Raw genomic sequence first — 12,772 nt, forward strand, 5'->3', positions numbered from 1 at the left:
CCCCGGGGCCCGCGGGGGATTTTGGGATGGGGGCGCCCCTGCGCCCGCCGCGGCTTTTCTGGAGTGGGGCGGCCCTCGGGCCGCCGCGACCTCTTTCCCGAGTGGGCGGCGCCCGGCCGCCCGCAGTCAGCCCTTCAGGCCCAGCCCAAGCCGCGCCACGGCAGCCTCCGCGTCCGGCAGCAGGTCGGCCAGGCGCACCACCCCGCCCCATTCCTGCACCAGGAGCCCGCCCGGGATCTCGTCCGCCCGGTGGTCCGCGCCCTTCACCAGAACATCCGGCCGCAGCGCCTCGATGAGGGCGAGGGGCGTGTCCTCCTCGAAGAAGGTCACGAGGTCCACGGCGGGGAGGGAGGCGAGAATGGCGGCCCGCGCCGCCTCGGCCTGCACAGGGCGGGTTGGACCCTTCAGGCGGCGCACCGCGTCGTCCACGTGTACCCCGACGATCAGCCGGTCGCACCAGCGCCGGGCCTGCTCCAGCAGGTGCAGGTGGCCGGGATGCAGCAGGTCGAAATGCCCGTCCGTGAAGCCCACGCGCCAGCCGCGGCGGCGCCAGCGCTCCGCCTGCTCCGCGGCCCGCCCGCGGGAGACGATCTTCCGCAACGCGCCGTGCTGGCCGCCCAGCGCCTCCAGCAGCTCCGTGTCCTGCGCCACCGCCGTGCCGAGCTTGCCGACGACGAGGCCGGCGGCGATGTTGGAGAGCCGCGCCGCGACCGGCACCGGCAGGCCGGCGGCCATGGCCGCCGCGACCACCGCCACCACCGTGTCCCCGGCGCCGGAGATGTCCGCCACCTCCGCCGCCTCGGCCGGGAAGTGGTGCAGCCCGTCCCCGTCCAGCAGCGTCATGCCGTGCTGGCCGCGCGTGACGAGGACGGCGCCGAAGCCGTGACGCTCCCGCAGGCTGCGGGCGGCGGCGACCACCGCGGCCTCTCCGTCCACCTCCATGCCGGTGGCCCGGTGCAGCTCCGCCCGGTTGGGCACGATGAGGTCGGCACCGGCGTAGAGGGAGAAGTCCTCCCCCTTCGGATCCACCACCACGCGCCGGCCAGCGGCGTGGGCGGCGACGATCAGCCGGGGCGTGACATCCCCCGCCAGCACGCCCTTCCGGTAGTCTGAGAGGACCATGACCTTCGTGGCGGCCACCGTGTCCTGCGCGATCCGGATCAGCCGGTCCGCCAGGCGCGGGTGGACCGGCTGCGCCACCTCGTGGTCCGTGCGGAGGAGCTGCTGGCCGGAAGCCATGAACCGGGTCTTGGTGGTGGTGGCGCGGCCGCCCTGCACCAGCAGCCAGGGCTCCACCCCCGGCTGCCCGCCGATGAGGCCGGTGAGGTCGGACCCCGCCTGGTCGTCCCCCACCACGGAGAGGAAGGCGACGGAGGTGCCGAGTGCGGTGAGGTTCCGCACCACGTTCCCGGCGCCGCCGGGCATGGCCACCTCCCGCTCCACCGCCAGCACGGGCACGGGGGCCTCCGGCGAGATGCGGGTGACGCGGCCGTAGACGGTGCGGTCCAGCATGGCGTCGCCGACCACGAGCACGGAGGCGCGCCGCAGGGACCGCACGGCCTCCGCAAGGTCGGCGGGGCCCATCGGGGGAGAGGGTGTTTCGGGCACGGGGCCAGTCATCCCTCCCGGCGTAGCCCCTGAACGGTACGGGTGGCAACCGGGCGTGCCCCACGGTGACGGAGGGTTAACCCCCTGCCGGCAGATTCGGGGGCGCGATGATCGCTCTCACGCATCCGGCCCAGGACGGGCCCGCCCTTCCGCTCCCCGGCCTCGTGCCGGGGGCCCTGCTCTTCCGCCCCGGCCCCGGCCTGGCGCCGGAGGCGCACCGGGTGGCCCGCGCGCTGCTGGAGGATGCGGCGCGCAACCGCGGCGGCCGCGTCTCCTCCGCCGAGGACGGGACCTGGCGCCTGGTGGCGGCCCCGCCCGCGCTGGAGATGGCGCGGCGGGCGCTCTCGGCGGTGCTGAACGGGCGGGATGCCGTGCTGGTGACAGAAGCCCTGGCCGCGCCGCCGCCCGCCATGCCCGCGCCGGCCGCGACGGGGCCGGAGGCGATCCTTTCCGCCCTGCCGCTGGAAGGCCTGCTGGAACGGCGGGCGATCCTGGGCTTCGGCCCCGGTGGGGTGCCGCGCCCGGCGGGGATGCGGGTTCTGCCCTCCGCTTCCGCCATCGCGGCGGCGCTCGGGCCACGCTGGGAGGGAGCGCCGTGGCTCGCGCACGGGTGGGCGGTGGTGGCGCGCCGCGCCCTTTCCCTGCCGGCCCCCACGGAAGGGGTTCTGCACATCGATGTCCCGCCGGAGGTCCTGCCGGGCGAGGCCGCGCTCTGGCGCCTGCCGGTCCTGCCCGCTTCCGCCCTGGCCGCCCCACCTCCCTGTTGCTTCGGGGTTGGCGGGCTTACCCACGCGGCGCTGGCGCTGGTAGAACCGGCCGCGGTGCCGGGCAGCGCGCTGCACATCGCCCACGACCCGGCGCTGGACGAGCTGTCGCGCGGCTTCTGGGATGGGCTCGGGCCCGGCCGCGTGGTGCTGGAAGGGGTGGCGGACTCCGCCGGGCTGGAATGGGGCCTGGCGCGCGGGATCGCGCGCTTCTCCGGCCCCCAGGCGGACCGGCTGCTGACCGCGCTGCGCCGAAGGGCGGGCGGATGAGAGCCTTGCCCGATCCTGGCGGCGGGGTGCGGACGTTCCTGCGCGCCGGCCGGCCCGAAGGGGCGCGCGACGCGGCCGGTCTGGTCGATCCGCCGCCGCTGACCGGGCCGGATGGGAACGTGGCGGAACTGGCGGCGCTGGTCCGGCTCTGCCTGGCCTCCGGCTCCGTGCGGGACATCCTGTGGTTGCGCCTCTCCCGCCTGCCGAAAGGGCTGGACCGACCCCACCACCGGCGCCTGCTGCGGGAGGCGCTGGCCCTGCCGCAGCACGCCCGCCGCGCGCGGGTGTTCAATCTGCCCGATGGCGACATGGCCGTGGTCACCGCCCCGCCCGACACGCTGCGCCCCGCCGTGCTGCGCGTGCTGGATGGCGCGGTGGAGGAGGCCGCGATCGCGGAGGTGGTGCGCGGCCTGCGCCTGCCGGAGGAGGCGGGCGCGCTGCTGGCCGGGCTGGAGGAGAGCCTCGGCCTCGCCCCGCCCAGCCCCACCGCCGCCCCTGCTCTGCCACCGCTGGAGGCGGAGGCGCTCGCCGCCGTGCTGCCCGCCCTGAAGCGGGCTGATCCAGCCCCCTACCTGCGCCGCCAGCCCGTGCTGCGCCTGGCGCCGGAGGGGGAATCCTGGGTGGCAGCGGAGTCGATCTCCCCCATGCCCGGCGCCCTGCGGGACCGGCTTCTGCCCGGCCAGGGGCTGGAGAGCGTGCCGGCCCTGGCGGCGCAGCTGCGGGTCTCTCTGGAATTGCGGATGCTGGCGGGCATCGCCCGGCCGGAATGGCTGGCCTCGCCCTGGCCGCTGCACCTTTCCCTCTCCGTCGCCTCGCTCACCTCAGACGCCTTCCTGGCGCTGGACGGGCGGCTACCGGGGGCGGTGCGGCCGATGCTGACGCTCGGGGTGCCGGCGGCGGAGATCCTGGCGGATCCCGTGGGCTTCGCGCTGGGGCGGGACCTGGCGGCCAGCCGCGGCTACACCCTGGCGCTCGAGGCGTCGTGCGGCCCGGCGCTCGCGCTGCTGCCGCCGGCGCGGGTCGGGGCGGGGATGGTGCGCCTCCTCTGGTCCGACTCCCTGCCGGCAGAATCGGGACCGGTGCCATCGCTGGTCCGCGCCGGGGTGGAGGTGGTGCTGACGGGGGCGGATCGCAGCGCCGCCATCGCCTGGGGGTGGGAGAACGGCATCACGCTCTTCCAGGGCCGTGCGACGGACCGGCACCTCCGGCATTAACCCGTGCCCTGGCGGCGCGGCGCCGGGGCCTATATCCCCCTGGCATGCGCTCCACCCCGGATCCCGACGCCCCCGCCATCGCGGCCGAGGGCCTGACCAAGCGCTACGGGGAGGTGGTGGCGGTGGATTCCCTCAGCTTCACCCTGCCGCGCGGGGCCACCTTTGGGCTGCTGGGCGGCAACGGCGCGGGGAAGAGCACGACCATCGCCATGCTGCTGGGCCTGCTGATCCCCAGCGCGGGCCGGGCGCGCGTGCTGGGGCACGACATGGCGCGGGACCGCTTCGCGGCGCTGGCGCGGGCCAATTTCTCCTCCCCCTACATCGCCCTGCCGCACCGGCTCAGCGTGGGGGAGAACCTGCGGGTCTACGCCCATTTGTACGACGTGCCGGACGGGGAGGCGCGGATCGCGGAACTGGCGGCGCAGCTGAACCTCGGGGACCTGCTGGACCGGCCGGCGGGCGATCTCTCGGCCGGGCAGAAGACGCGGGTGGCGCTTGCCAAGTCCCTGATCAACCGCCCGGACGTGCTGCTGCTGGACGAGCCGACGGCGAGCCTGGACCCGGACACGGCGGATTTCGTGCGGGGCTGGTTGGAGCGATACCGGGAGGACAGCGGCTGCGCCATCCTCCTCGCCTCTCACAACATGGCGGAGGTGGAGCGCCTCTGCGGCCACGTGCTGATGCTGAAGAAGGGGCGGCTCGTCGATAGCGGCTCGCCGGCCGAGTTGCTGGAGCGCTACGGTCGGGACGACCTGGAGGAGGTGTTCCTGGACATCGCGCGCGACCGATCCAATCCGGGGCGGGCCCCGTGAGCGAGGGGGTGCGGCCCGGGCGGTCCTCCGGCGCCGGAGCCTATGAGCTGCTGCTGGAGGCCATGGAGGCCGGCACCCTCCCGGCCGGCACGCGGCTGCGCGAGGCGGAGTTGGCGGAGCGGTTCGGCATCAGCCGGACCCCGGTGCGGGAGGCGCTGAAGCGGCTGGAGGCCCAGGGGCTGGTGCTGCACGAGCCCCACCACGGCGCCGTGGTGGCGAGCCTGGACTACGGGCAGATGACGGAACTCTACCACATGCGGGAGGTGCTGGAGGGCACCGCCGCCGGTCTGGCCGCGACCCACGCCACGACGACCGAGATTGAGATCCTGCGGGAGATGGTGGAGCGGGACCGGGGCCTGTTGAAGGACCCGGCGGCGCTGGCGGCGACCAACCGCTCCTTCCACCGGCAGATCCGGCTTTCCGCCCGCAACCGTTTCCTGAACACCTCGCTCGAGAACATGCGGATCTCGCTCGCGCTGCTGGCGCGGACGACCCTGGCGACGCCGGAGCGGGGGGCGGAATCCGTCGAGGAGCACGCGGCGATCGTGGCCGCGATCGAGGCGCGGGACGCCGCGCGGGCCGAGGAGGCCGCGCGGCGCCATATGCGGAACGCCTTCAAGGCGCGCATCCGGCTGGAACATGCCGACGGCCAGGGCTAGGCCTGGCCGGGCCGGTCAGGCCTCCAGGAAGGTCTGGAATCCGCCGAAGATCATGCGCTTTCCGTCGAAGGGTGCGTTCGTCATCGCGCCCTTCATGCGGGGATCGGCCATGACCTTCGCCATGACGGCGTCCCGGGCCTCGCGGCTCTCATAGGTGATCCAGGAGAAGACCACCGTCTCCTCATCCGTCGCCATCACGGCGCGGGGGAAGGAGGTGAGGGTTCCATAGGGAACGTCGTCCGCCACGCACTCCACGTAGGAGAGCGCGCCGTGATCCTTCCAGACCTCAGCGCCGAGGCGCGCCATGGCCTTGTAGTCGTCCATCCCTGCCTTCGGCACGGCAAGCACGAAGCCGTCCACATAGGGCATGAGCCGTTCCTCCGCTGACCAACCCTCGATGATGAAAGCCCCGTCATCTTTCAACGGAAACTTCGGCATCGCTTCCCTTGTGTGGAACGGCGGAAGATCGTATCCCGCCGTATACAGTTCTGGAGGGTAGCAGGGGCGATGCCGGACTTCTCGCGGGTATGGGACGTGCTGGTGATAGGGGGCGGCAATGCAGCCCTCTGCGCCGCCGTGACCGCGCGGCAGGCCGGCTGCTCCGTGCTGCTGATCGAGAGCGCGCCCAAGGCCTTCCGCGGCGGCAATTCCCGCCACACCCGCAACATGCGGACCATGCACACGGAGCCGACCTCCGTGCTGACCGAGGCGTACCTCGAGGACGAGTACTGGGACGACCTGCTGCGCGTGACGGGCGGGCAGACGGACGAGCACCTGGCGCGGATGACCATCCGGCTGACGACGGACGCGCTGCGCTTCATGGAGGCGAGCGGGGTGCGGTTCCAGCCCTCGCTCTCCGGCACGCTCAGCCTTTCCCGCACCAACGCCTTCTTCCTCGGCGGAGGCAAGGCGCTGGTGAATGCCTACTACGCGCTGGCGGAGCGGCTGGGGATCGACATCCTCTATGACACCGAGGCCGTGGACCTGAAGATGGACGACGGCTTCGTCCGCGAGGTGGCGATCACCCATCGCGGCTTCCCCGAAACGGTGCGCGCCAAGGCGGTGGTGGCCTCCTCCGGCGGCTTCCAGGCGGATCTGGAGTGGCTGGAGAAGGGCTGGGGCCCGGCCGCGCGCAACTTCCTCATCCGCGGCACGCCCTATGCCAAGGGCGTGGTGCTGCGGAACCTGCTGGACCAGGGCGTGGCGTCCGTGGGCGATCCCACCCAGTGCCACGCGGTGGCGATCGACGGGCGCGCGCCGAAGTATGACGGCGGCATCGCGACCCGGCTGGACTGCGTGCCCTTTTCCATCGTGGTGAACAAGGACGGCGAGCGCTTCTACGACGAGGGCGAGGATGTCTGGCCCAAGCGCTACGCCATCTGGGGCCGGCTGGTGGCGCAGCAGCCGGACCAGGTGGGCTACGCTATCATCGATGCAAAATCCGAGAAGCTGTTCATGCCGAGCGTCTTCCCCGCCATCAAGGCGGACACGGTGGGCGAGCTGGCGGTGAAGCTGGGGCTGGACCCCGCGAAGGTCGAGGCGACGGTGGCCGAGTTCAACAAGGCCTGCGTGCCCGGCGAGTTTAATTCCAACCGGCTGGACGGCTGCCGCACGGAAGGGCTGGTTCCACCGAAGACCCATTGGGCGCGCCCGATCACGGAGGCGCCCTTCATCGGGTACCCGCTGCGGCCGGGGATCACCTTCACCTATCTCGGCGTGAAGGTGGACGAGAATGCCCGCGTCCGCATGGACGATGGGCGGCCGAGCGCGAACCTTTTCGCCTCGGGCGAGATCATGGCCGGCTCCATCCTCGGCAAGGGCTATCTTGCCGGCTTCGGGATGGCGATCGGCTCCGTCTTCGGGCGGATCGCGGGCAGGGAGGCCGCGAAGAATGCGCGAAACTGAGGCCACCGCCGACGCCCGTCGCGCGCTCGAGGTCTGCAACGCCTGCCGCTACTGCGAGGGCTTCTGCGCCGTGTTTCCGGCGATGACGCTGCGGCGTGAGTTCACCTCCGGCGACCTGAGCTACATCGCCAACCTCTGCCACAACTGCCGGGGCTGTTACTACGCTTGCCAGTACGCGCCGCCGCACCCCTGGAACATCAACGTGCCGCAGGTGCTGGCCCAGGTACGGGCCGAGACCTACGAGGAATATGCCTGGCCGGGCCCGCTGGCCGGGCTGTTCAAGCGCAACGGCACCATCGTCTCGCTCGCCATGATCGCGGGGATCGCGCTGGCGCTGATCCTGACCATGGCCCTGGTGGATCCCTCCATCCTCTACACGCCGCAGCAGGGGCCGGGCGCCTTCTACCGCGTCATCCCCTGGTGGCTGATGGTGACGCTGGCGGGCGGCACCTCGCTCTTCGCCGTGCTGGCGCTGATCATGGGGTTCCGCAACTTCTGGAAGGACACGGGCGGGCGATCCGACGAGCTGCGGCCCGGGCGGCCGCTGGCGGTGGCGCTGCATGACATCCTGACGCTGAAGAACCTTGGCGGCGGGGGCGGCGGCTGCAACGACGTGGACGAGGGCTTCTCCCAGGTCCGGCGGCGCTTCCACCACTTCATGTTCTACGGCTTCATGCTCTGCTTCGCCTCCACCACCACGGCGACCTTCTACGACCACTTCCTCGGCCACGAGGCGCCCTATCCCTTCTGGAGCCTGCCGGTTCAGCTCGGCACCTGGGGCGGGGTGGGGATGGTGATCGGCACGGCCGGGCTGATCTGGACCAAGATCGTCTCCGATCCCGCGCCCGCCGCGCGGAACCTGCTGGGCTCCGACTACGCCCTGCTGGTCCTGCTCTTCCTGGCGGCAGCCACGGGGCTGCTGCTGCTGGCGCTGCGGGACACGGGCGCTATGGGCGTGCTGCTGGCGGTTCACCTGGGCGTGATCTTCACCTTCTTTGCGGTGATCCCCTACTCGAAGATGGTGCACGCCGTTTACCGCTCGGCCGCACTGTTCCGGCACGCGCTGGAGCGGCGGCCCTCGCCTCCGCCGCCGGGGAACAAGCCTTCCGACCGGGCGCTGGGCTCGGCCGCGTAAAAGCGCTGGCCCGGCGGGGCAGACGGGCCGAACATGCCGGAGGCGGCGCATAAGCCGCCCCGGCGAGAGGAGGATCGGTGATGCTGGAAAAGTCGGGAAAAACGCTGCGGATCAGTTCCATGCGGGACAAGGTCTCGCCGGCCGAGTGGCAGGCGCGGATCGACTGCGCGGCCTGCTACCGGCTGGTCGCGCGTTACGAGATGGCCGACATGATGGCCAACCACATCTCCGTCCGCGTGCCGGGTGAGGAGAGCTTCCTCATCAACCCCTACGGCATGATGTACGAGGAGATGACGGCCTCCGCCCTCATCAAGGTGGATATCGAGGGCAACATTCTGGGCAAGCCGGATTACGGCGACTTCGATTTCGGCATCAACCGCGCGGGCTACGTGATCCACTCCGCGGTGCATCACGCCAAGCCCGAGATCGAGTGCGTGATCCACACCCATACCTGGCCGGGCATGGCGGTCTCCTCGCTGGAGTGCGGGCTGCTGCCGATGACGCAGACCTCCATGCGCTTCACCCGGATCAGCTACCACGAGTACGAGGGCGTGGTGCTGAAGATGGACGAGCAGGAGCGGCTCGTCGCCAATCTCGGCGACAACAACGCGATGATCCTGCGCAACCACGGGCTGCTGACGGTGGGCCGCACGGTGGGCGAGGCCTTCAACGCGATGCACCGGCTGGAACTCTCCTGCAAGGCGCAGATCGCGGCCATGTCCTGCAACACGCCGCTGCACCCCGTGCCGCAGACGGTGCTGGACGAGACCTTCCAGAACTATCAGCCGAACGTGCGCCGCCCCTATGGCGTGATGGAGTGGCCGGCCCTGCTGCGGATGCTGGACCGGCTGGACCCCACCTACGCCGAGTAGGCGCGTGCTATTCCGGCACCGCGCCGGAGCGGCGGACGACCTCCGACCAGCGGTCGATCTCCGCGCTGATGAAGGCGGCGAACTCGGCGGGGCTGTTGCCCACCGGGTCCGCTCCCTGGTCAACCATTTGCTTCTCGATATCCGGCCGCTTCAGGATGGAGGCGGCATCGGAGGAGATCTTCCGCACCAGCTCCGGCGGCGTGCCGGCCGGGGCCACCATGCCGAACCAGGAGGAGGCGTCGAAGCCGGGGAAGCCCAGCTCCGCCATGGCCGGCACGTCGGGCGCCGAGCGGGAGCGGTGCAGGCTGGAAACCGCCATGGCCCGCAGCTTGCCCGCGCGGATCTGCTCGATGACGCTGGGGATGGTGGCGAACATGAAGTCCACGCGCCGCGAGAGCAGGTCGTTCAGTGCCACGGCGCCGCGATAGGGCACGTGCGTGGTCTGCACCCCCGCCATCTGGTCCATCAGCGCGCCCGAGAGGTGGGACGACGTGCCGACGCCGGTGGAGCCGTAGGAGAGGCCGCCGGGCTTCGCCTTTGCCAGCGCGACGAGCTCCGCCACGCTGCGGGCCGGGAAGTCCGGCGCGACGACGAGGATATTGGGCACGCCCGCCAGCAGCGTGATGGCCGCCAGGTCCTTGCGCGAGTCATAGGGCATGGACTTGTAGAGCGACATGTTGACCGCGAGCGGGCCCACGGAGGCGACGAGCAGCGTGTAGCCATCGGGCGCGGAGCGCGCGACGTATTCCGTGCCGATGTTGCCGCCCGCGCCCGGCCGGTTCTCGATCACCACGGGCTGGCCCCAGAGATCGGAGAGATGCGCGCCGACGAGGCGCGCGATGATGTCCGTGGTGCCGCCCGCCGTGAAGGAGACGACGATGCGGACGGGGCGGTCCGGCCATCCCGCCGCGCGGGCCGGGCGCAGCGCGGGAACGGCAAGCATGGGCGCGGCCAGAAGGCTGCGGCGTGTCGCTTTCATGGTGTCCTCCGTCCGGCCGCTTCGTGGCGGCGTCTTGCGGGCATCGTGGCAAGTACGGAACGGGCGGCGCAAGCCCGGATCGTCTGGCGGGAACAGGCGGATCGAAGAAGATGCTGTGGAGAGAAGGGATGAGAGAGATCACGCGCCGCGGCCTGATGGCCGGATCGGCCGCCGCGCTGGCACGGCCTGCGCTCGCGCAGCGCGGCTGGCCGGACCGGCCGGTGACGCTGCTGGTGCCCTATGCCGCAGGCGGTTCCAACGACGTGGTGGCGCGTCTGCTGGCGCCGAGGCTGCAGGCGGTGCTCGGGCAGTCCTTCGTGGTGGAGAACCGCACGGGGGCGGGCGGCTCCATCGGCATGGCGGCGGTGGCGCGCGGGGCCTCGGACGGCACGCTGTTCCTCGTCTCCTCGGCCAGCAATCACGTCATGTACCCGATCGTCGCGCCGGGCACGGTGCAGGACCCGCGCGAGGCCTTCTCCGGCGTCTCCATGCTCGTGGACGTGCCGCTGGCGCTGACGGTGGCGAACCGGCTGGGCGTGAGCGACCTGCAGGGTCTGCTGGCGCTGCTGAAGCGGGAGCCGGGCAAGCACTCCTTCGCCTCCTCCGGCGTCGGCGGCTCGCAGCACCTGGCGGGGGAGCTGTTCAAGATGAAGGCGGGCGTGGACATCGACCACGTGCCCTATCGCGGCGGCGGCCCGGCTCTGAACGATCTTGTGGCCGGGCAGGTCTCCATGGCCTTCCTGAACCTGCCCACGGCGCTGCCGCAGGGCGAGGCGGGAACGGTGAAGATCCTGGCCGTGGCGGGAGAGAAGCGGTCTGCCCTGAAGCCGGACATTCCCACCGTGGCGGAATCCGGCGTGCCGGGTTTCGGCGTGCGGTCCTGGACCGCAGCCTTTGCCCCGCGCGCGACGGCGCCCGAGATCGTGGCGCGCTTCAACGCGGCGCTGCGCGAGATCCTGGGCGATGCCACGGTGAAAGCAAGGCTGGCGGAACTGGGGACGGAGGCCGAGCCTTCCACGCCCGAGGAGCTGGACCGCTTCGTGCGCGCGGAGTTCGACCTGTGGACGCCCGTCATCAAGGCGGCGAAGGTGACCGCGCAGTGATAGCGCGGCCTTGATGGCGGCGCGCCGCGGGGGTCGTGCTATGGCTCCAGCCATGCACGATTCCCGCCTTTCCCGCCGCCTCATCCTCGGTGCCCTGGCCGCAGCCGCGCCGGGCATCGCCCTCGCCCAGGCGGCCGACCCCCGGGCGGTGGTGGAGCGGTTCCATGCCACGCTGATCGAGATGATGCGCAACGCCACCCAACTCGGCGTGCGCGGGCGCTACCAGCGGCTGCGCCCGGCGATGGAGGCCAGCTTCGACCTGCCGGCGATGACGCGCATCGCCGTGGGCCCGGCCTGGACGGGGATCGCGCCGGATGGGCAGGCGCGGCTGGTGCAGGCCTTCTCCGACTGGATCACGGCCAACTACGCCAGCCAGTTCAAGGGCTTCTCCGGCGAGAGCTTCACCACCCAGGGCGAGCAGACGCTGCAGAACGGCGACCGGCTGGTGCGGACGACGCTGAACCGGGTGAACGACGCGCCGGTGCAGCTGAACTACCTGATGCGGCAGGGCAGCGCGGGCTACCGCATCGTGGACGTGTACCTGACGGGCACGATCAGCGAGCTGGCGTCCCGCCGCTCCGAGTTCACGGCGCTGTTGCGGGACGGCGGGGCGGAGCGGCTGGTGTCCGACCTGCATCGCCGCACCGCGGCGATGCTGCAGGGCTAGCGATGGCTTCCGGGGGCGTTACCGCGGCGCCCCCGGATCCTCCAGCACGTCCAGCTTGTCGCCCACGTCGCCGCTGCGGCCCAGCTCCACGTCGCGGCGCTGCTGCCATACGCTGCGGAGGCGCGCGTAGAAGTCCAGCGATCCGCTCTGGAGCGCGTCCAGGTTCTCGATGTTCTGCTCGCGCAGGTCCACGCCGCCCACCACGCTGCGGGCCACATTGCCCTCGAAGGGGATGAGGTAGGTGAGGGGGTTGGTGAAGCTGTCCGCCACCAGCCCCACCGTGTCCCGCACGTTGGAAGGGCCGGCGAGGGGCAGCATCACGAAGGGCCCGTCCTCCAGGCCCCAGGAGTAGAGGGTCTGGCCGAAGTCGCCGGTGCGGCGGGCGATGCCGAAATCCGTCGCCACATCGAAGATGCCGCCCAGGCCGACGGTGGAGTTGAAGAAGAAGCGCATCGTCGTGTGCCCGGCATCCAGGAAGCGCCCCTGGAGCACGTTGTTCACGAAGATCCGCGGCTCCTGGATGTTGTCCAGCACGTTGCGGACGCCGGTGCGGATCGGCGCCGGCACCACCTCGCGGTAGCCCTGGGCCACGGGCTTCAGCACCGCGCCGTCCACGGCGAGGTTGGCGTCCAGCACGTCGCGGTTCGTCGCCTCCCAGGGGTCGCCCGGGGTGGCCGAGGCCTCGCCGTCGGCGTTCCGGGTGGCGCAGGCACCGAGGGAGAGGACGCCCAGGCAGAGAAGGACACGAATCGAGGACTGGAACATCTTTAAAGCATAGGCGGCC

General features: G+C 71.8%; 13 protein-coding genes. 9 read left to right on the forward strand and 4 right to left on the reverse strand.

The window, feature by feature from the left end:
* Positions 1-126: 126 nt before the first annotated feature.
* Positions 127-1,584 carry a bifunctional heptose 7-phosphate kinase/heptose 1-phosphate adenyltransferase gene (locus tag NRP21_RS22360; RefSeq protein WP_257718499.1) on the reverse strand — a complete coding sequence of 486 codons (1,458 nt, stop codon included), beginning with the start codon at positions 1,582-1,584 and terminating at the stop codon, positions 127-129.
* Positions 1,585-1,715: 131 nt separating this feature from the next.
* On the opposite strand from NRP21_RS22360, the gene NRP21_RS22365 reads away from it, so the two are divergent.
* Genes NRP21_RS22365 through NRP21_RS22380 form a run of 4 tightly spaced genes read left to right on the forward strand, consistent with a single transcriptional unit; the run spans position 1,716 to position 5,327 of the window.
* Positions 1,716-2,642 carry a hypothetical protein gene (locus tag NRP21_RS22365; RefSeq protein ID WP_257718461.1) on the forward strand — a complete coding sequence of 309 codons (927 nt, stop codon included), beginning with the start codon at positions 1,716-1,718 and terminating at the stop codon, positions 2,640-2,642.
* A 5-nt stretch (positions 2,643-2,647) separates the two neighbouring features.
* Positions 2,648-3,856 (forward strand): hypothetical protein, encoded by a 1,209-nt coding sequence (locus NRP21_RS22370; protein ID WP_257718462.1) that lies wholly within the window; start codon positions 2,648-2,650, stop codon positions 3,854-3,856.
* A 44-nt stretch (positions 3,857-3,900) separates the two neighbouring features.
* Positions 3,901-4,668 (forward strand): ABC transporter ATP-binding protein, encoded by a 768-nt coding sequence (locus tag NRP21_RS22375; protein WP_257718463.1) that lies wholly within the window; start codon positions 3,901-3,903, stop codon positions 4,666-4,668.
* Entirely contained in the window at positions 4,665-5,327 is a 663-nt protein-coding gene (locus NRP21_RS22380) for a GntR family transcriptional regulator (RefSeq protein ID WP_257718464.1), read from the forward strand. The genes NRP21_RS22375 and NRP21_RS22380 overlap by 4 nt, the downstream gene beginning before the upstream one ends.
* 15 nt (positions 5,328-5,342) lie before the next feature.
* Here NRP21_RS22380 and NRP21_RS22385 read toward each other — a convergent pair whose 3' ends face one another.
* Positions 5,343-5,696, reverse strand: coding sequence for a DUF1428 domain-containing protein (locus NRP21_RS22385; protein WP_257718465.1), 354 nt, complete (start codon positions 5,694-5,696; stop codon positions 5,343-5,345).
* A gap of 138 nt (positions 5,697-5,834) precedes the next feature.
* Between NRP21_RS22385 and tcuA the strand changes: the two genes are divergently transcribed.
* The 3 genes from tcuA (at position 5,835) to NRP21_RS22400 (ending at position 9,239) form a co-directional block, all read left to right on the forward strand.
* A complete protein-coding gene (gene tcuA / locus NRP21_RS22390) occupies positions 5,835-7,232 on the forward strand; it encodes an FAD-dependent tricarballylate dehydrogenase TcuA (protein ID WP_257718466.1) in 1,398 nt (465 codons plus the stop codon).
* On the forward strand, positions 7,219-8,367 hold the full coding sequence (tcuB, locus tag NRP21_RS22395; RefSeq protein ID WP_257718467.1) for a tricarballylate utilization 4Fe-4S protein TcuB: 1,149 nt from the start codon (positions 7,219-7,221) through the stop codon (positions 8,365-8,367). Before tcuA ends, tcuB begins: the two co-directional genes overlap by 14 nt.
* An 80-nt stretch (positions 8,368-8,447) precedes the next feature.
* Positions 8,448-9,239 (forward strand): class II aldolase/adducin family protein, encoded by a 792-nt coding sequence (locus tag NRP21_RS22400; protein ID WP_257718468.1) that lies wholly within the window; start codon positions 8,448-8,450, stop codon positions 9,237-9,239.
* A 7-nt stretch (positions 9,240-9,246) separates the two neighbouring features.
* Here the strand turns inward: NRP21_RS22400 and NRP21_RS22405 are convergent, their stop codons facing one another.
* The gene (locus NRP21_RS22405) at positions 9,247-10,218 is read right to left on the reverse strand and encodes a Bug family tripartite tricarboxylate transporter substrate binding protein (protein ID WP_257718469.1); all 972 of its coding nucleotides are present in this window, start codon (positions 10,216-10,218) and stop codon (positions 9,247-9,249) included.
* A 128-nt stretch (positions 10,219-10,346) separates the two neighbouring features.
* On the opposite strand from NRP21_RS22405, the gene NRP21_RS22410 reads away from it, so the two are divergent.
* Positions 10,347-11,321, forward strand: a complete 975-nt coding sequence (locus NRP21_RS22410) for a Bug family tripartite tricarboxylate transporter substrate binding protein (RefSeq protein WP_257718470.1) — start codon at positions 10,347-10,349, stop codon at positions 11,319-11,321.
* Positions 11,322-11,373: 52 nt separating this feature from the next.
* Positions 11,374-11,988 (forward strand): ABC transporter substrate-binding protein, encoded by a 615-nt coding sequence (locus NRP21_RS22415; protein ID WP_257718471.1) that lies wholly within the window; start codon positions 11,374-11,376, stop codon positions 11,986-11,988.
* 18 nt (positions 11,989-12,006) lie between these two features.
* On the opposite strand, the gene NRP21_RS22420 is transcribed toward NRP21_RS22415, so the two are convergent.
* Entirely contained in the window at positions 12,007-12,753 is a 747-nt protein-coding gene (locus NRP21_RS22420; RefSeq protein ID WP_257718472.1) for an MlaA family lipoprotein, read from the reverse strand.
* Positions 12,754-12,772 lie beyond the last annotated feature (19 nt).

This window comes from Roseomonas populi (genome assembly GCF_024594815.1).
In the GTDB taxonomy this organism is placed as follows: Bacteria; Pseudomonadota; Alphaproteobacteria; order Acetobacterales; family Acetobacteraceae; genus Roseomonas; species Roseomonas populi.

Bases quoted from the DNA above. Each gene is read 5' to 3' on its own strand.
- NRP21_RS22420 (WP_257718472.1), bottom strand. From the start codon at position 12,753: ATGTTCCAGTCCTCGATTCGTGTCCTTCTCTGCCTGGGCGTCCTCTCC.
- NRP21_RS22385 (WP_257718465.1), bottom strand. From the start codon at position 5,696: ATGCCCTATGTGGACGGCTTCGTGCTTGCCGTGCCGAAGGCAGGGATG.
- NRP21_RS22400 (WP_257718468.1), top strand. From the start codon at position 8,448: ATGCTGGAAAAGTCGGGAAAAACGCTGCGGATCAGTTCCATGCGGGAC.
- NRP21_RS22375 (WP_257718463.1), top strand. From the start codon at position 3,901: ATGCGCTCCACCCCGGATCCCGACGCCCCCGCCATCGCGGCCGAGGGC.
- NRP21_RS22405 (WP_257718469.1), bottom strand. From the start codon at position 10,218: ATGAAAGCGACACGCCGCAGCCTTCTGGCCGCGCCCATGCTTGCCGTT.
- NRP21_RS22360 (WP_257718499.1), bottom strand. From the start codon at position 1,584: ATGGGCCCCGCCGACCTTGCGGAGGCCGTGCGGTCCCTGCGGCGCGCC.
- tcuB (WP_257718467.1), top strand. From the start codon at position 7,219: ATGCGCGAAACTGAGGCCACCGCCGACGCCCGTCGCGCGCTCGAGGTC.
- NRP21_RS22365 (WP_257718461.1), top strand. From the start codon at position 1,716: ATGATCGCTCTCACGCATCCGGCCCAGGACGGGCCCGCCCTTCCGCTC.
- tcuA (WP_257718466.1), top strand. From the start codon at position 5,835: ATGCCGGACTTCTCGCGGGTATGGGACGTGCTGGTGATAGGGGGCGGC.
- NRP21_RS22415 (WP_257718471.1), top strand. From the start codon at position 11,374: ATGCACGATTCCCGCCTTTCCCGCCGCCTCATCCTCGGTGCCCTGGCC.
- NRP21_RS22410 (WP_257718470.1), top strand. From the start codon at position 10,347: ATGAGAGAGATCACGCGCCGCGGCCTGATGGCCGGATCGGCCGCCGCG.